General features: G+C 37.6%; 15 protein-coding genes and 1 CRISPR repeat array. Of the genes, 3 read left to right on the forward strand and 12 right to left on the reverse strand.

Annotated features, from left to right (window positions below):
• Positions 1–12: 12 nt before the first annotated feature.
• On the reverse strand, positions 13–948 hold the full coding sequence (locus PCY14_RS00425; protein WP_008535219.1) for a CPBP family intramembrane glutamic endopeptidase: 936 nt from the start codon (positions 946–948) through the stop codon (positions 13–15).
• A gap of 200 nt (positions 949–1,148) precedes the next feature.
• Between PCY14_RS00425 and PCY14_RS00430 the strand changes: the two genes are divergently transcribed.
• Positions 1,149–3,344 carry an ABC transporter substrate-binding protein/permease gene (locus PCY14_RS00430; protein ID WP_002889451.1) on the forward strand — a complete coding sequence of 732 codons (2,196 nt, stop codon included), beginning with the start codon at positions 1,149–1,151 and terminating at the stop codon, positions 3,342–3,344.
• The gene (locus tag PCY14_RS00435; RefSeq protein ID WP_164376304.1) at positions 3,344–4,084 is read left to right on the forward strand and encodes an amino acid ABC transporter ATP-binding protein; all 741 of its coding nucleotides are present in this window, start codon (positions 3,344–3,346) and stop codon (positions 4,082–4,084) included. Before PCY14_RS00430 ends, PCY14_RS00435 begins: the two co-directional genes overlap by 1 nt.
• Before the next feature lie 76 nt (positions 4,085–4,160).
• Here PCY14_RS00435 and PCY14_RS00440 read toward each other — a convergent pair whose 3' ends face one another.
• The 7 genes from PCY14_RS00440 to PCY14_RS00470 all read right to left on the reverse strand — a co-directional run bounded on the left by PCY14_RS00440 (position 4,161) and on the right by PCY14_RS00470 (position 8,967).
• Entirely contained in the window at positions 4,161–4,358 is a 198-nt protein-coding gene (locus PCY14_RS00440) for a hypothetical protein (RefSeq protein WP_008535221.1), read from the reverse strand.
• A gap of 427 nt (positions 4,359–4,785) precedes the next feature.
• On the reverse strand, positions 4,786–6,099 hold the full coding sequence (gene obgE, locus PCY14_RS00445) for a GTPase ObgE (protein WP_021146255.1): 1,314 nt from the start codon (positions 6,097–6,099) through the stop codon (positions 4,786–4,788).
• A gap of 96 nt (positions 6,100–6,195) precedes the next feature.
• Positions 6,196–6,324 (reverse strand): DUF4044 domain-containing protein, encoded by a 129-nt coding sequence (locus PCY14_RS00450; protein WP_021146256.1) that lies wholly within the window; start codon positions 6,322–6,324, stop codon positions 6,196–6,198.
• An 80-nt stretch (positions 6,325–6,404) separates the two neighbouring features.
• Complete coding sequence (locus PCY14_RS00455) at positions 6,405–7,136, reverse strand: pseudouridine synthase (protein ID WP_021146257.1); 732 nt, start codon at positions 7,134–7,136, stop codon at positions 6,405–6,407.
• Positions 7,137–8,111 (reverse strand): GyrI-like domain-containing protein, encoded by a 975-nt coding sequence (locus PCY14_RS00460; RefSeq protein WP_301363031.1) that lies wholly within the window; start codon positions 8,109–8,111, stop codon positions 7,137–7,139.
• Positions 8,112–8,124: 13 nt separating this feature from the next.
• Positions 8,125–8,508, reverse strand: coding sequence for a PaaI family thioesterase (locus PCY14_RS00465; protein ID WP_008535228.1), 384 nt, complete (start codon positions 8,506–8,508; stop codon positions 8,125–8,127).
• A gap of 93 nt (positions 8,509–8,601) precedes the next feature.
• Positions 8,602–8,967 (reverse strand): OsmC family protein, encoded by a 366-nt coding sequence (locus PCY14_RS00470; protein WP_021146260.1) that lies wholly within the window; start codon positions 8,965–8,967, stop codon positions 8,602–8,604.
• Positions 8,968–9,216: 249 nt separating this feature from the next.
• Here PCY14_RS00470 and PCY14_RS00475 point away from each other — a divergent pair, with 249 nt between their 5' ends.
• Positions 9,217–9,582 carry a hypothetical protein gene (locus tag PCY14_RS00475; protein ID WP_042767103.1) on the forward strand — a complete coding sequence of 122 codons (366 nt, stop codon included), beginning with the start codon at positions 9,217–9,219 and terminating at the stop codon, positions 9,580–9,582.
• Between the two features lie 75 nt (positions 9,583–9,657).
• Positions 9,658–10,881: a CRISPR direct-repeat array (repeat unit 36 nt; unit sequence GTTTTGGAACCATTCGAAACAACACAGCTCTAAAAC).
• 322 nt (positions 10,882–11,203) lie between these two features.
• On the opposite strand, the gene csn2 is transcribed toward PCY14_RS00475, so the two are convergent.
• The 4 genes from csn2 to cas9 are packed head-to-tail and all read right to left on the reverse strand — an operon-like array spanning position 11,204 to position 17,154.
• On the reverse strand, positions 11,204–11,863 hold the full coding sequence (gene csn2 / locus PCY14_RS00480) for a type II-A CRISPR-associated protein Csn2 (protein WP_164376341.1): 660 nt from the start codon (positions 11,861–11,863) through the stop codon (positions 11,204–11,206).
• Positions 11,853–12,197, reverse strand: coding sequence for a CRISPR-associated endonuclease Cas2 (gene cas2 / locus PCY14_RS00485; RefSeq protein ID WP_042767104.1), 345 nt, complete (start codon positions 12,195–12,197; stop codon positions 11,853–11,855). Before cas2 ends, csn2 begins: the two co-directional genes overlap by 11 nt.
• Complete coding sequence (gene cas1 / locus PCY14_RS00490) at positions 12,194–13,063, reverse strand: type II CRISPR-associated endonuclease Cas1 (RefSeq protein ID WP_021146266.1); 870 nt, start codon at positions 13,061–13,063, stop codon at positions 12,194–12,196. Before cas1 ends, cas2 begins: the two co-directional genes overlap by 4 nt.
• On the reverse strand, positions 13,063–17,154 hold the full coding sequence (gene cas9, locus PCY14_RS00495; RefSeq protein ID WP_301363033.1) for a type II CRISPR RNA-guided endonuclease Cas9: 4,092 nt from the start codon (positions 17,152–17,154) through the stop codon (positions 13,063–13,065). The genes cas1 and cas9 overlap by 1 nt, the downstream gene beginning before the upstream one ends.
• Positions 17,155–17,337: the final 183 nt, after the last annotated feature.

Raw genomic sequence — 17,337 nt, forward strand, 5'->3', positions numbered from 1 at the left:
TAGAACTCAGCCTTAAAAATTTTCTTTTTTCAATTGTAATCGGAGGATGACGATACCTACCAGAAGAACGAGACAGGTAACGATATTTCCTTCTAGACCAAAGGCTCCACCTGACAACCAATCAGGAACGCCTGACCTGGCCTGAAAATGCAATAAGCTACCGCCTGCATCCCGTCCACTAACTGCCACGCCAACTAGATTTCCTTGCGCAAAGTTCCAAGCACCGTGAAGGGCAGCGACACCCCAGATATTATCTGTCTTGAGCATGTAAAGGGCCATGAGAACCCCTACTAAAACAATACTGATAAGAGACAAGGCGGTAACCCCTTGATTTCCCATGTGTAGCATTGAAAAGAGAGAACTTGAAATAGCAATTCCCCAAGAAAGGTTCAATTTATTAGTAACTGTCTGAAGCAACCAACCACGAGTCACTAGCTCCTCGGTTCCACCTTGGATAAACCAGAAAGGTATTAGGGATAGTATATATAGGAGGGTTCTCTGAGAAAAATCTACTCTTACAAATTCTAAACCACCAAGTAAATAAGTCCCGAGAAAACTCACTAACAAGAGTAGAGTCCCAAATCCCCAGCCCTTGAGCATATGGCACCAAATAGAGCCTCTAAAGAATCCAAGGGAACGTATGGAGCGTTTTTCAACAACTTTGACCCAGAAAAAGACGATCAGAGCAGTAAAGGCAAAAACACCCAGTTCAAAATACTCAGATGAGAATAACTTAAAGGCGATTGCATTAATATCCTGCGGTTGCACACTACCATTTAGCATCATGACAAAGAGGACAAGGGCTACCGGAATTCCTACAACAAAACCTGCTAACAGTCCACCTATAAGGACAAAACCAGTAGCAATAAGGCAAGAGAGCATAATCATCAGCCAACTTGGGACTTTATCATATAGTCTAGTATATTTCTCAAGCATACGTTTTTTCATTTAAATAACTCCTGTTACAAACCTTACTTGTGTTAGATTCCAGTGTAACGAATTGACATAGGCTTGTCAACTTCTTCTTAAATAGCTCTAATAATTGACGAATCTTGTTATATTTTCTAACATCAAACTTCTCAAAGTTTGATAACAAAGGCTTTTTTTGATAAAATAGGAAGGTATTTTATAAAGGAGAACTTTTTATAATGAAGAAAAAACTTCTGACACTCTTTTTGAGTGCCATGTCAGTTTTCTTTGTTTTCGGAGCTAAAGCATCTGCTAGCACGATTTCAGTTGTTTCAGATACAGCCTATGCCCCATTTGAATTCAAAGACTCTGATCAGACCTACAAGGGTATCGACGTTGATATTATCAACGAAGTTGCCAAACGTGAAAAATGGGATGTTAACCAAACCTACCCTGGTTTTGATGCAGCCGTTAATGCGGTACAAGCAGGACAGGCCGATGCTCTTATGGCTGGTACGACTGTTACCGATGCCCGTAAGAAGGTCTTCACTTTCTCAGACACTTATTACGACACATCCATTGTTATCTACACACGTAGTAGTGATAAAATCAGTGACTACAAACAATTGAAGGGTAAAACAGTCGGTGTTAAAAACGGTACTGCTGCCCAATCATGGCTTGATAAAAACGCAAGCAAGTATGGCTTCACTGTTAAAACGTTTGACACCAGTGATTTGATGAACAATAGTTTGGATTCTGGTTCCGTTGATGCAGCCATGGACGACACACCTGTTGTTCAATACGCTATTGGTCAAGGTAAAGACTATGCCATCAATATTAAGCCTGAATCTATCGGTAGCTTTGCCTTCGCTGTGAAAAAAGGGGGCAAATACGAATACCTCATCAAGGAATTCAACGAAGCTCTTAAAGCTATGAAGAAAGATGGTACCTACGACAAAATCATGAAAAAATGGTTAGGTAACTCATCAAAATCTTCTTCAAAACCTTCAGCAGATCTTAAATTGACTGGTGATGCTAATGCAAAAGCAACTCCTGCCAAGGAAACTTACACCATCTCAATGGACTCATCATTTGCACCATTTGAATATCAAAATGGTTCTGGTAAGTATGTTGGTATTGACGTTGACATCATCAATGCTATTGCTAAAAACCAAGGTTTCAATGTCAAATTAACCAACCCTGGTTTCGATGCATCCCTTAATGCCGTTCAATCTAGCCAAGCCGATGCGGTATTGGCTGGTATGACCATCACGGATGCCCGTAAACAAATCTTTGATTTCTCAGATCCTTACTACACTTCAAACATTCGTTTGGCTGTGAAAAAAGGCTCTAACGTTAAGAAATACGAAGATCTCAAAGGTAAGACTATTGGTGCCAAAAACGGAACATCTTCTTACTCTTGGTTAGAAGAAAATGCCGATAAGTATGGCTTCACGCTTCGTGCATACGATGAAGCTTCTACTATGTATGACAGCTTGAACTCTGGTTCAATCGATGCCCTTATGGATGACGAAGCTGTTCTTCTTTACGCTATCCAACAAGGACGTAACTTTGAAACACCTATTAAGGGAATCTCTACTGGTGAAGTTGGGTTTGCTGTTAAAAAAGGGACTAACCCTGAATTGATTACAATGTTCAACAATGGTTTGGCTGCTATTGTTAAAGACGGTACTTACGATAAGATTATTAACAAATACCTTGACAATAACAAATCTAAAGAAAAGAGCTCAACCAAAGCTGTTGATGAAACAACAATTGTTGGCTTAATTAAAAACAACTACCACCAACTTCTTCAAGGTCTTGGTATCACTATTGGATTGACCCTTCTTTCATTTGCGATTGCCATGATTATCGGTGTCATCTTCGGTATGATGGCAGTTGCACCAAACAAGACCCTTCGTGTGATTTCACAAGTCTTCGTTGACGTTGTCCGTGGTATCCCATTGATGATCGTTGCAGCCTTCATCTATTGGGGTATTCCAAACTTGATTGAAAATATCACTGGTCACCAATCACCAATCAATGACTTTGTGGCAGCGACTATCGCCCTCTCACTTAATGGTGGTGCTTACATTGCTGAAATTGTGCGTGGTGGTATTGAAGCTGTGCCAATTGGTCAAATGGAAGCCAGCCGAAGCTTGGGTGTTCCTTACAATACAACCATGCGTAAGGTTATTTTGCCACAGGCTGTCCGCTTGATGTTGCCAAACTTCATCAACCAATTTGTTATCTCATTGAAGGATACGACTATCGTATCAGCTATCGGTTTGGTCGAACTCTTCCAAACTGGTAAAATCATTATTGCTCGTAACTACCAATCATTCCGTATGTATGCTATCTTGGCCATCCTTTACTTGGTCATCATCACATTCTTAACGAAATTGGCTAAACGACTAGAAAAGAGACTTAAATAATGGCTGAATTGAAAATCGATGTGCAGGACTTGCACAAATCATATGGCGACAATGAAGTGCTTAAAGGCATTGACGCCAAATTCTACGAGGGCGATGTTGTTTGTATCATCGGACCTTCAGGTTCTGGTAAATCAACCTTCCTTCGTACCCTCAATCTACTTGAAACAATTACATCAGGTAAAGTAATTGTGGATGGTTTTGAATTATCAGATCCTAAGACAAATGTTGACAAAGCCCGTGAAAACATCGGGATGGTCTTCCAACACTTCAACCTCTTCCCACACATGTCAGTACTTGAAAACGTGACATTCGCACCTGTTGAACTTGGACGCATGACTAAGGAAGAAGCTGATAAATTAGCGATGGATTTGTTGAAGCGTGTTGGTCTTGAAGACAAGGCTGAAGCGACACCAGGTAGCTTGTCAGGTGGACAAAAACAACGTGTGGCAATTGCCCGTGGTTTGGCCATGAATCCTGACATCATGCTCTTTGACGAACCAACTTCTGCTCTTGACCCTGAAATGGTCGGAGACGTTCTTGACGTTATGAAAGAGTTAGCACAACAAGGAATGACCATGCTTATCGTTACTCACGAAATGGGATTTGCCCGTCAAGTTGCTAACCGAGTAATCTTTACTGCAGACGGTGAGTTCCTCGAAGATGGCACACCAGATCAAATCTTCGATAACCCTCAACACCCACGTTTGAAAGAATTCTTAGACAAGGTTCTAAACGCCTAATCATCACAACAGTTACTCTTACTAGAGTAGCTGTTTTTGATTGCCACAATTTGAGAAGACAAAAACAGAGCAAGTGCTAGACTTGCTCTGTTTCTTCATGTAATTCAGGGTGTTTCGCTGCTTCTTCTTTTGCCAGACGCTCACGTTCAAGACGGAGCTTACGGTTTGGATTTAAGCGAGTGAAAAGCTCTTCAAGCTTCTTTGGATTCCATACATCGGCCGCAGAAACGAAGTTCCCATCTTTGTCCCTAAATGATATCGGTTTATCTCCCATTGTAAACCTCTTTTTCAATAGTTTTTTGTTTTCAGCAACATTTCCTTCGTATTGACCACACCTCAAAAAGCCATTCGATTTTTACCGACTTAACTCAATTAGTGAGGTTGATAGGCAGTTCGCCATAGCGACTGCCGTAGACTATCAAGTGCTTGGCACTTAGAGAGTCATACACGGTCACGACACGAAGGTTAGTCGGTCGATTTTTACCGACTTAACTCAGTTAGTGAGGTTGATAGGCAGTTCGCCATAGCGACTGCCGTAGACTATCAAGTGCTTGGCACTTAGTGAGTCATGCACGGTCACGACACGAAGGTTAGTCGGTCGATTTTACCGACTTAACGTAGTTAGTGAGGTTGATAGGCAGTTCGCCATAGCGACTGCCGTAGACTATCAAGTGCTTTAGCACTTAGAGAGTCTTTCAACGTCAATCCACAAACTCAAATTCGAAGTTACCAATACGAACAATGTCGCCATCCTTAGCCCCACGTTCACGGAGTGCTTCGTCAACTCCCATTCCACGCAATTGACGTGCAAATTTCATAATTGATTCGTCACGTTCCATGTTTGTCATGATAAAGAGTTTTTCAAGTTTTTCACCAGAAAGTACCCATGAAGCATCGTCATCACGGCTAATTTCAAATGGACGTTCATCCTCGTTAAAGCCATAGTATACTTCTTCTTGTTCCATATCTTCTTCACTATAAAGTAAGAATTCATCTGTTTGATCAAGAAGTTCTGCGGTCGCTTCCAAAAGGTTCTCTAGACCTTGATGAGCCAAACTTGAAATTGGGAAAATTTGTGGCAACTCATCGAATTCATCGTAATTAGCAGCCAATTTTTCCTTAAACTCTTTCAAGTTTTCCTCAGCCTCAGGCATGTCCATCTTATTAGCAACAATAATTTGCGGACGTTCCATCAAACGCAGGTTGTAAGTTTCCAATTCCTTGTTAATTTGAAGGTAATCTTCGTAAGGATCACGCCCCTCGCTTCCCGACATATCAATCACATGAAGGATAACACGTGTACGCTCGATGTGGCGAAGGAACTGTGTCCCCAAACCAACACCCTGACTAGCCCCTTCAATCAAGCCCGGAAGGTCAGCCATGGCAAAGCTCTCACCTGACTTAGTACGAACCATTCCCAAGTTAGGAACAATCGTCGTAAAGTGGTAGGCACCAATCTTTGGTTTTGCTGCCGTTACCACACTAAGAATTGTTGATTTACCAACAGATGGAAAACCAACCAAACCAACATCAGCCAAAATCTTCAGTTCCAACTGAAGTTCACGTTCTTCACCTGGTTCACCATTCTCAGCGATTTCAGGTGCAGGGTTACGAGGCGTCGCAAAACGGATATTTCCACGACCGCCACGACCGCCATGAGCAATGACAAACTCTTGACCTTCTTCGACTAGGTCAGTAATAACCTTGCCCGTTTCAGCATCACGCACTGTCGTACCTGGCGGAATACTCACAATCAGGTCTTCGGCACCACGACCATGCATTCCCTTGGTCATCCCTTTTTCACCGTTCTTGGCCTTGAACTTACGGTTATAACGGAAATCCATAAGGGTACGCAAGCCTTCGTCAACTTTGAAAATGACTGAGCCACCCTTTCCGCCGTCACCGCCCCAAGGACCGCCATTCGGCACATATTTTTCACGACGGAAGGCAACCATCCCATCGCCACCACGACCTGCTTTGACGCTGATCTTGGCCGTATCTAAAAACATACTCATCTATTATTTTCTCTCTTTCTGACACATGTTGCATGCCCTCATTTCATCTTAAAGCAATGAGTTTCCGACATACACAAAAAAACGCTTAATAGCGTCTTAAAGGACAGCTGCGACTGCTTGGAAAATCAATGCCCCAACTGTTACTAATAACATAATTAAAACGACAACTATTGTCAGACGTTCAAAGAATGATTTCTTACGTGGTCCGTTATCTCCAAATGCCACTTGAATTTACCTCTTTTTTCTTCTAGTATATCATTTTAATGGTAACAAAAATCTACCTATTTCGCAACTGTTTGTTAAGCTTAAGCCAAAGGAATTCCAAAAACGCTTAATCCGTCTAACTCCTCTTGAGTCAATCGACGCCAAGTGCCAATTTCTAAATCATCTGGCAAAACTAAAGATCCCATACTCAAACGTTGCAAGTCTGTCACTTCCTTACCACAAGCAGCTACCATGCGCTTGACTTGGTGGAATTTACCTTCGGCAATGGTAATCTGAACTGTACTCGTTTTAGCTGCCTGATCTACTGACAAAATCTCTAATTTAGCTGGTTGGCAAGTGTGGTCTTTTAGCTCAATACCCTTTTCAAAAGCTTGCATATCTGCTTCGTCCATGACACCTGCTACCTTAGCTTGATAAATCTTGTCCACATGTTTTCTAGGTGATAACATAGCGTGAGCCAAATCACCATTGTTGGTCAATAGAAGCAGGCCATGAGTATCAATATCCAACCGACCAACTGGAAAAACCTGCTTGTGGCGAGCTGTCTCATCCAGTAAATCTAAAACCGTCTTATGACGAGCATCTTCTGTTGCCGAAATCACACCTTTTGGCTTATTCAAAAGATAGTAAACAAAGGTCTCATGTGTTAGTTCCTGACCTTGATAAGCAATCTGGTCCTTCTTCTCATCAATCTGAGTCTTAGGAGACGTTTCCACCTGACCATTGACGGTCACCTGCTTTTTCTTAAGATAAGTCTTGACTTGACTACGACTGCCAAGACCACAGTCAACCAAAAACTTGTCCAGACGCATCTACACATCCTCCTTTATCGGAATCCAAACTTCCATCTCATAATCTTCAGCCTGACGATTACCTGGTGGATAGACCTCTACCATAGGCTGGTTAATAATATCAAAATGTTTCTTGGCGTGCTGAAAACTCTCCCAGACCGCTGCTGTCGCCGGCCCCTTAAGTTTAAAAACTGCATAATTAGCCGGTGCAAGGGCAATCATCTCCAAGGCCTCGTCCTCACCAGCCAAGGCAGTGACATAAGTTTTTCGACTTCCGTCAGTGATGCGAATCCCATAAGTAGTAAGGGCCAAATCGTCTCGCTCTGCAAGAAAAGAAATCCAGAGAGGCTCCGTCGGCTTGCCAATTTCTCCACCTTCAAAAGTCAGACCTGAAAACGTCAAAAAGCCTTTTTTAACAATTTCCACATCATAACGAACAGTCACCAGATGAAGTTTTTGAATAACCTGTTTCATCTCTGTTGGCTGAATCGGCGTCTCATCAGCTAAGGCATAGGAGATTTTTTCCACAAAGGCTTGCTTTTCCTTATCACCAGAACCTATAGGAACAAGCACCCAATCCTCTACCTCCACACTTTTATCTTCACAAAGATAAGTGTAACGCTGACCGCCTTGGTTAAAAGATACTTCAGCCAAACGATAGAGGGGATCTGGGTAATCGACAACCACCATTTCCAGTGCACTTGCTTGGAACAAGAGCTCCTGATCCTTGAGACGTACCTTCATCGCCAAGCTATTCGCATCAATGAAAAAACCGTTATCAGAATCCATCATAGACTGAAAGAAGGCCTGGTGTAAGCCAGAGAAGGTCCAAACAACATGCCAACGACACATCATCTCATAGTCATCAATAGTCACGAGAAGAGACAGTTCTTGCTGATCAGCAGCATAAGAATAAGCTTGGACAATCACTTGTTCTGGTGTCAGGTAGTCATTGACAAAGACCGCAAAATCGTCCATGGTTTGAAAATCTGACATAAGCTCTTCCTCTCTAATCTTCTACTGCACCTGTCACATACATGGTAAATGTTGCCCTAGTTAGGATTTTCTCCTCCTGGTTAGTGACGAGGACATCCACCACCTTGGTAGACTTACCATTATGGACACAAAGCCCTTCAATCTTTAGGTCATCAGACAGATGTCCAGCCTTTAGATAATTGATATTAGACTGAAGTGTCACTGCATAATCACCTGTTGAGATGGCCACCAGTCCAGCCACCTGATCACAAAGCGTGAATAAATAACCACCATGTGCGTTGCCAAAATAATTTAGAGACTTCTCAACCACCTTTGTCGTCACGATGACATGGCCAGTTTCAAACAGTTCTTCTCGAAAATTCTCAAATACTCGAATTTCATGTAGTTTGTCTTGCATAGCAAGCCCTCCTATCATTGTCTATTCCACTTTAAAGCAAATAGCTTATCCTTACTTACTAGTATAACACGAACTTAGTAAAGGATAATCAGCTTATGGGGCTAAGCTGATATCAACCACTATATCTTCACGAAAGAGCTTCTTGACACGACAAAACTCATCCACAAAAGCCAGTAATTTATCCTCATTTTCGATAACCAAGTCCTCAGGCAAATGTATCTTCAGCTTGAAATGACCCTCTTCATAGCTAGAATCAACCCGAATAGCAAGCTCATCCTTTCCCTGAAACTTTGCAAAATAACTCTGTAAACACATGGTCACACAAGAAGCCAAAGCAATATTCACCAAACTCATGGGTGTTTCCCCGTCCTCAGTATAGCCAAAAAGTTCCACAGGTGCCCCGTAACCCTCTGAAAAGGAATGATAAGGTTTGTCACCCTTAATAATTGTTTGATACATCTTAGTCACCTCATTACGTTTTACTCTTATTATAACAAAGAGAAGCTGACCTACCGAGCTTAACGACTTGAACTGTCTGTCATTATGATGGAAAGCGTTAAGGAGCTAACCTCTTATTTTCCAATAGATTAGCCTAGCACAACACCACTATTACTGAGGGATTACAGTTAGATAAAATCGTCTGAGAGCGCTTTCGAATTTCCAATTTTTCCTTTACAATGGATGTATTAAGAAAAAAGTGAGACTATTATGAAAACATTTTCTAAACTAACTTTAGCCTCTGTCTCAGTTCTTGCCTTGTTGACCTTAGCAGCATGTGGCAACTCTAAAGACAAAACTGACTCGTCATCTTCATCAACATCATCCAGTAAGGTGACCAAAAAATCTTCTTCAAGCAGCTCAAGTGCTTCAGTAAAAGTCAACAAAGACGGTTCAACTGAAGTGAGTGACGGAAACGGTAACTCAGCAAAAACAAACGGAAATAACACTGTCGAAGCCAATGACAACAATGGCAATAATGGAACAGTGAGCCAGGATGGTTCAGTTGAGGTCAATAGCCAAGACGGAACAACTGTCAAAGTCGGATCAGACGGAACCGTTTCAATTGGGAACTAAACTAAAACTCTCGGAAAATAATTTCCGAGAGTTTTTTCATCAGTCAAGATCTGAAGGAATAGAATAAACCTATAGATTTTGAAACCATTCGAAACAATACAGCTCTAAAACTTTTGAACAGAGTTACCATAAGTCAACTGGGTTTTGGAACCATTCGAAACAACACAGCTCTAAAACAAGTCCCTGGCATTATCTAATACGAAATATGTTTTGGAACCATTCGAAACAACACAGCTCTAAAACGTAATAATAGATTGTTGTACGCTCATATTAGTTTTGGAACCATTCGAAACAACACAGCTCTAAAACTCAGCTGTTGGGGCACCACTGGCGCTCAAAGTTTTGGAACCATTCGAAACAACACAGCTCTAAAACCTAACATTTCTAACTTAGAAGGACAAGCTAGTTTTGGAACCATTCGAAACAACACAGCTCTAAAACTATGGCTTACTAGACCTTTACGGAATTTTGGTTTTGGAACCATTCGAAACAACACAGCTCTAAAACAAAGGTTGCTCGACTTCAGTCTCTTCGTCTGTTTTGGAACCATTCGAAACAACACAGCTCTAAAACGAAGAAAAAGAAATCTTCTCTAAACAACCAGTTTTGGAACCATTCGAAACAACACAGCTCTAAAACAGCCCAACCGCTTCACCTAGATATAAGTAGGTTTTGGAACCATTCGAAACAACACAGCTCTAAAACAAAAAGATTTCCTTATCCTCACCACGAACGGTTTTGGAACCATTCGAAACAACACAGCTCTAAAACGCTGTGCTTAACAGTGTTTGTAAGTTTGAAGTTTTGGAACCATTCGAAACAACACAGCTCTAAAACTAACCTCTTGTTGTTTTGGTGCTTCTGGTTGTTTTGGAACCATTCGAAACAACACAGCTCTAAAACACAGATGATAGGCTTATCGGGATATCATTCGTTTTGGAACCATTCGAAACAACACAGCTCTAAAACTTACGAATACAATGAAGATCATGACTGCTGGTTTTGGAACCATTCGAAACAACACAGCTCTAAAACTTCTTTGTTCTCTATTCTGCTTATTTCATGGTTTTGGAACCATTCGAAACAACACAGCTCTAAAACAGCTCTCACGACATTGATAACATCATCGACGTTTTGGAACCATTCGAAACAACACAGCTCTAAAACTCTGGAATGATTTTTAAATCTTCCTCATAGGTTTTGGAACCATTCGAAACAACACAGCTCTAAAACACGGCACCATCTACTACCTCAAGAAAGGTGGTTTTGGAACCATTCGAAACAACACAGCTCTAAAACCTCGTATATCGTTTTTCTCTACCAGATTTCGTAATCGCGCTATTCATCTCAGCATGACTTCAGTTTCAAAATGATTCCATTTTTATATTTATTATACCTTAAAAAACCTTATATATCAACGTTTTAGACAAGATGTGACTGTAACCATATTGGATTATTTCTTAATAATCATATGTAAAGCAACTTAACTCCTCCTCTATCAAAGCCTTATAATCTACTCTCTAACAAAATAATTATTCCATTCAACTTCATACAGAAACTACTAAATACTAAAAGATAGTCTTGAAATAACTCAAGACTATCTATACTTATTACCAAATTACTAGTTATTATAGGGCATCAAAATATAATCCTTGTCTAAAATAAATTGTTGAATCCCTTTAATCTGTCTAGGTTCCAAAAATAATACATCAGCTTGTAATAACTTTATATATTCCAAGATTTGATAAATTTCATCTTTAGAAAAATACGACAAGCTATTGACGAATACTAAAATTTTCTTTTTAACTAAATATTTGAAAATCTGTAAGATCTCAAATATTTTTTCAAAAACCGTACAAGACTTAGTTTCGATTCTGATACCTAATACTTTAACTAGTTCTAAAAGTGTAATCTCATCATACTCTATATCTAGTTCATTTTCTAAACACTCTGCCATTATAATATCAGTAATTAATGATACCAAAGAATCTATTTCTGATCTAACTTCAGGTTTATCATTCAACTGGTTTACAATATCTGTGTGAAGCAACTTTAATACCTGAGAAGTATTAATATCGTAACCTAAAATATCTGTTATTAAAAGTAATTCAGAGGACCTTATACTCCTTATTTTACTATCAAATATTGTTAAATTCGATTGTTCATCATACTGATAGAATTCCTTGACTAATTGAGCAAACACACTCACATCCTCAATTACGAGAACTGTCCCCTGGTTAACCTCCATAGGCTCATCCAAAAGCGAAAAATTAATCTTCATCAAAATAATTTTCTCCTAAGAACACTAACCTTTCGTCTGAATTGGCAATACTAGTGTTTTTATCTCCGTACAAATAAATCATACGGGCAAATTGCTTTTCAGTAACTGTTAGTATTGTTATATTTCCTTTTTTAGGATTATTAGCTTTAAGTCGTCCAACCATTGCTGTATTGGCGGTATTATTTAATAAAAGTTTACTATATACCGAAAACTGGTGCATGATGAAACCTTCACTTAAAAGAAACTTTCTAAACCTACGATACGCTTTCCTATCTTCAGCAGTATCTGTTGGCATATCAAACATTAATATCATTCGCATATATCTATAACTCATATTCTAAATTCAGGAATTTCCTCATCTAACTGATTTAACGCTTTTATAACTTTTTTTGTATAATCACTAACAATGTTTGATAAATACATCTCTTTTCCATTATAGGGATAGGTTTCTGAAAAAATCGAAAAGAGTTCTTTTTTGATTTTGACGAAATTATTATGACGATTTTGATAAACAATTCTATCTATAATTGGTCTAAATGGCTCCATAATATCACTAGCAAGGTTAAATTGATTAAACTGATTAGCATGCTTTAAACCAATTTGTGTCATACAACCACAGATGACAACCTCACGTGCAAACATACTCAATAATAAGGTATATCCATAATCCAATGCTGCATTGATATCGTTATCACTTTCCCTAGTAAAATCATTACCGAAAAGCGTGTTAAAATAAATTCTGGCAGAATGACCCTCACGATTACTAGGATCAAACTGTTCTAATCCATGATATAACTCCATAATTGACTGAGATTTCTCAAAGAAGGAACATTCCCCCAAATAGTAGGACTGATTCAATATCTTTTGTGCAATAATAGCAGTCCATACTTTACATTTAATATCTTCTTTCCACGCAATTTGTCTAGCTATTTGTAGACTAGAATCATGACGTGCATAATACGACGTAAGGAAAGCAGTCGGTAATCGTTTATCATCACAGAAAATAACAAGAACATTTTCATCAACTAATCTCTTCACTAACATAGTAGTCAGTACAATGTCAGTAGTTTCTAATAAAAGTATATCAATCTCAGAAAGATGAATCATCTCAGTTTTATATGAGTTTCTAAAAATAAGGTGATTATTCTTATATGACAGTTTAGAATGTGTGTTTACGACTACTGTTCTCCAACCCGCCATTAATCCTCTCCTAGTTTGCCAAGGTCTATTCGTGTTTCATAGAGGCCTGTAACAGATTGGTGAATAAGTGTGGCATTTAGAATCTCAGCGATAGATGAATATCGTCTTCTCTCAATACTACGTCCAAAGAATTTAAAAGTGGCTGGCGCTCCAATCGAAGTAAAAGTCAACAAATTGATAAAGGAAGTAACCAACTCATCAATTTCAGTATCCACATTTTTACGATAGATTTCTTTCATCTTTTCTAAATTTGCTTCTGCCAAAATATATTTTTCAGAAAAAACTGATACAGTATCAAGGATTTTTCCAAAATCTGTCCGATGAGTTTCTACATATTCTAGATGTTCTGGTTCTAGAGTATTATAGATATTTTTAGCATGATAAAGTAGTTTGACCAATTTGTCAGGCAGAATAAACTCATTTCCCTTTTGTAACTCTTTAGCACTTGCTAATAATCTACGTCTTCCATTCTCTAATTCAAATAGACTGAACTTAGGTAACTGTATGATGTTTTCAACTTGGATATTTCGGAGTCCTCTTCTTTCAAGAAAATCCACTGTGTTCTTTTCAAAAGACTCTTTTTCCATAATAGTTATACCAATTAACTCCTTAACTGGCTTTAACTTTTTAGACTTTCCTTTCTCTCTTTCGGCCATAACCAATACAGAATAAGCAACAATAGGACTATCAAATCCACCATATTTTTTTGTATCCCAAAACATTTTCTTGGTCTTTCTAGGAATCAACTTGTCAGAATTACCATGCGGCTGTACCAACTCTTTAGAAAAACCTCCTGACTGTACTTCAACTTTTTTCACAACATTTACTTGCGGATAAGAAAGTACTCTCCTTACAGTCGCTAAATCAGATTCTTTATTCCAAACATATTCACCTGTCTCCTCATTTACCTCAATAAGTGGTCTGTCAATAACTGTACCATCAGCTAAAGTAATAGATTTTTTAAAGATATTCATGATATTTGAATAGAAATATACCTTTTCTGTAGCTGACTTTCTTTCTCTAAAACTATTGTATTTTGGATAGTCACCGTACACAAATTCTGGCTCTAGTTTAGGGTATTTCTTAAGTAAAGAACTTGCTACAACGGCATTCAAATAGGCATCATGAGCATGATGAAAATCATTGATTTCACGAACTTTATAAAGTTCAAAATCCTTACGAAATTGAGAAACTAAGCTAGATTTCAAGGTAATAATTTTTACTGTTCGTACCGCTCTATTATTTTCATCTTTTTTATTATTAAATTTCTCATCAAGTAAACGAGCTACATGTTTTGTTATTTGACGTGTTTCAACCAACTGGCGTTGAATAAACCCAGCTTTCTCCTCTTGTGACAAACCTCCTCGCTCAGCTTTTGTCAGATTATCAAATTTTCGTTGAGAAATTAATTTTGATTTCAATAATTGATACCAAAGTGTCTTTCTTTTTTTAACAACCTCTAAACTTGGAACATCATCTGATTTACCACGGTTGCTAGCAGATGAAACAAGTACTTTATTGTCAATAGAATCATCTTTCAAAAAAGCTTGAGGAATAATATGATCAATATCATAATTACTTAATCTATCAATATCTAATTCTTCTCCGGTATACATATCTTTTCCGTTTTGAAGATAATACAAATAAAGTCGATCATTTTGAAGTGCGTTATTGTCTATTTTAGAAAGTCTTGTAGGAACATTTTCCTTAAGTATCTTACTACCTAAGCCTTTGAGAGATTCTTCTAAACGTTTCAAGCGTTGTTGGGAATTAGACTTACCTTGATTGGTATATTGATTTTCACGAGCCATCTCAACAACAATTGACTCAGGTTCCCTTCCCATTACTTTAACCAATTCATCTACAATTTTTATACTTTGTAAAATACCTTTTTTAATCGCAGGACTTCCTGGCAAAGACTTAACAACTTGTTTAATATTATCTTTGTCACCAATAATTTGTGCTTTCTTTATCTTCTTTTTAAAAGAAAGAGCATCATCGTGAATAAGTTGCATGAAATTACGGTTAGAAACACCATCATCAATTAAGTAATCAAGAATAGTATTACCAGATTTTTCATCACGAATACCATTAATAAGCTTAGCAGATAACTTACCCCAGCCAGTGTAATGTCTACGAGATAACTTTTTCAAAACGGATTTATCGAATATATTCTCAAATTTTGAAAGACGTTGTTTTATCATCTCTCTATCTTCAAAAATTGTCAAAGTATGGATAATTTCTTCGATAATCGTTTCATTTGAACTATCATCCAAAAACTCTTTATCTTTAATAATATTTAAAAGATCGTGATAAGTAGATAAACTAGAATTAAACTGTTTCTCTATGCCTTTTAATTCAATTCCATCATATCCATCAATTGCATGTAAATATTCAATAATATCCTTATCAGTAACTTTCCTTTTATTTTTAAAATAAAGTCGGACAATATCTTTCTTCTGCTTACTATCTAAAAATTGATAATCTCTCATACTTTCGGCAATAAATCTAACTTTTGTTAATTCATTATATACAGTAAAAGTTTCGTATAAGAGACTATGCTTTGGAAGTACCTTCTCTTCTGGCAAATACAAATCAAAACTAGTCATTCGATTAATGAAAGCTTCTGCCGAAGATTCTTTGTCAATAACGTCCTCAAAATTCCAAGGTGTAATTTTTTCATTTCGTTTTCTTATTGACCAAGCGAAGTCACTATTCCCTCTCGCAAGTGGACCTACATAATAAGGAATTCGGAAGGTTAAAATCTTCTCAATTTTTTCTTTATTTTTAGCCAAGAAAGGATAAAATTTAGCTTGCTTATCAATAATAGCTCTCATTTCTTGAAGATGAATCTGATATGGTATCGAACCGTTATCAAATGTACGTTGCTTTCTTAAAAAGTCTTCTCGATTAATTTTTTCAAGAAAATAGTCCGCACCTTCAAGACCCGTCAATAGTTTTTTTAGATAAACGTAGAAATCTTCCTGATTTGTTTTTCCATCAATATAACCAGCATAACCATTCTTAGTGTCGTCTTTAAATACTTCGTTATAGGTTTCTAGCGAAATATTTCTTATATATGCCTTTAGTAAAGCCAAATCTCCTTCGTGTTCCTTATATCGCATTATCATGGCAGAAGAAAGAGGTGCTTCTGTCTCGTTATCAGTTACAGTCAGAATACCTGATAAAAGAATTGCGTCATAAAGTTTTTTGGCTTTGAGAAAGACATCACTGTAATCATCTCCAATGTGACCTAACAACGTCTCTAAATCTTCGTCATAGCTTTCTTTAGAAAAATGTAAGGAAGTTTTTTCGTCTAAATTAAAATATTTCCTAAAGTCAGCTTGATTTCCTACAATCAACTTCAGAAACTCTGGAAAAATCCCTGAATTCTTTTCCCCAGGAAATAGTTTTAATAAACGATCTTTCTTAGCTGATTTGCTAATTTTATCTTTAACAATTTCCTCAAGCTGTTTACTATTCTCAAGTGATAAATCCGATTCAAAAATAGCATTATAACTGTCCAAAAAATCTTGAAAATTCTTCTTAATATCATTATTTCTAGAATTAAAATCTCCTTCAATTAAGAAGTGACCTCTATACTTAATCATATGAGCCAATGCAAGATAAACTAGACGTAAATCTGCTTTTTTAGAACTATCTGCTAAATATTTCCTTAAATGATAGATAGTTGGAAATTCATCATGGTAGGTTTTTTCTTTTACTAGGTTCCCAAAAATCGGATACTTACTGTCACGCTTTTCATCAGGAACTAAAAATGAGTCATCTAGTCTTTGAAAGAAAGATTCATCTATCTTAGCCATCTCTGTGCTAAAAATTTCCTGTAAATAAAGAATACGATTTCGACGTCTAGTATAACGGCGTCTTGCAGTACGCTTTAATCTTCTTCCTTCTGCTGTGATTCCGGATTCAAAGAGCAACGCCCCCAACAGGTTCTTTTTAACATATTTTTTACTGGTATTTCCTAAGACTTTCATTTTTTTAGACGGAACCTTGTAACTATCAGTTATAACGGCCCATCCAACACTATTCGTTCCAATATCAAGTCCAATTGAGTATGGCTTAGTCATACATTTCTCCTTATTTGAAAAATCTAAATTTATAGAAAATATTATACACTTATTAAATAACATTTCAATATCTGATAGAATTACTGATTAAATAGTATGACGTTAAAATCTTGTAATCAAGAATAAAATATTTTATACTTTACCCTGTAGTAATTGACATATTAGTTACAAAACTATATAATA

Origin of the sequence: Streptococcus sp. SV2, assembly GCF_030440175.1 — a bacterium.
Lineage (GTDB): Bacteria > Bacillota > Bacilli > Lactobacillales > Streptococcaceae > Streptococcus > Streptococcus raffinosi.

What these genes read in the sequence shown, in the direction of transcription:
- PCY14_RS00425 (WP_008535219.1), bottom strand. Translation starts at nt 948, where the DNA reads ATGAAAAAACGTATGCTTGAGAAATATACTAGACTATATGATAAAGTC.
- PCY14_RS00430 (WP_002889451.1), top strand. Translation starts at nt 1,149, where the DNA reads ATGAAGAAAAAACTTCTGACACTCTTTTTGAGTGCCATGTCAGTTTTC.
- PCY14_RS00435 (WP_164376304.1), top strand. Translation starts at nt 3,344, where the DNA reads ATGGCTGAATTGAAAATCGATGTGCAGGACTTGCACAAATCATATGGC.
- PCY14_RS00440 (WP_008535221.1), bottom strand. Translation starts at nt 4,358, where the DNA reads ATGGGAGATAAACCGATATCATTTAGGGACAAAGATGGGAACTTCGTT.
- obgE (WP_021146255.1), bottom strand. Translation starts at nt 6,099, where the DNA reads ATGAGTATGTTTTTAGATACGGCCAAGATCAGCGTCAAAGCAGGTCGT.
- PCY14_RS00455 (WP_021146257.1), bottom strand. Translation starts at nt 7,136, where the DNA reads ATGCGTCTGGACAAGTTTTTGGTTGACTGTGGTCTTGGCAGTCGTAGT.
- PCY14_RS00460 (WP_301363031.1), bottom strand. Translation starts at nt 8,111, where the DNA reads ATGTCAGATTTTCAAACCATGGACGATTTTGCGGTCTTTGTCAATGAC.
- PCY14_RS00465 (WP_008535228.1), bottom strand. Translation starts at nt 8,508, where the DNA reads ATGCAAGACAAACTACATGAAATTCGAGTATTTGAGAATTTTCGAGAA.
- PCY14_RS00470 (WP_021146260.1), bottom strand. Translation starts at nt 8,967, where the DNA reads ATGTATCAAACAATTATTAAGGGTGACAAACCTTATCATTCCTTTTCA.
- PCY14_RS00475 (WP_042767103.1), top strand. Translation starts at nt 9,217, where the DNA reads ATGAAAACATTTTCTAAACTAACTTTAGCCTCTGTCTCAGTTCTTGCC.
- csn2 (WP_164376341.1), bottom strand. Translation starts at nt 11,863, where the DNA reads ATGAAGATTAATTTTTCGCTTTTGGATGAGCCTATGGAGGTTAACCAG.
- cas2 (WP_042767104.1), bottom strand. Translation starts at nt 12,197, where the DNA reads ATGAGTTATAGATATATGCGAATGATATTAATGTTTGATATGCCAACA.
- cas1 (WP_021146266.1), bottom strand. Translation starts at nt 13,063, where the DNA reads ATGGCGGGTTGGAGAACAGTAGTCGTAAACACACATTCTAAACTGTCA.
- cas9 (WP_301363033.1), bottom strand. Translation starts at nt 17,154, where the DNA reads ATGACTAAGCCATACTCAATTGGACTTGATATTGGAACGAATAGTGTT.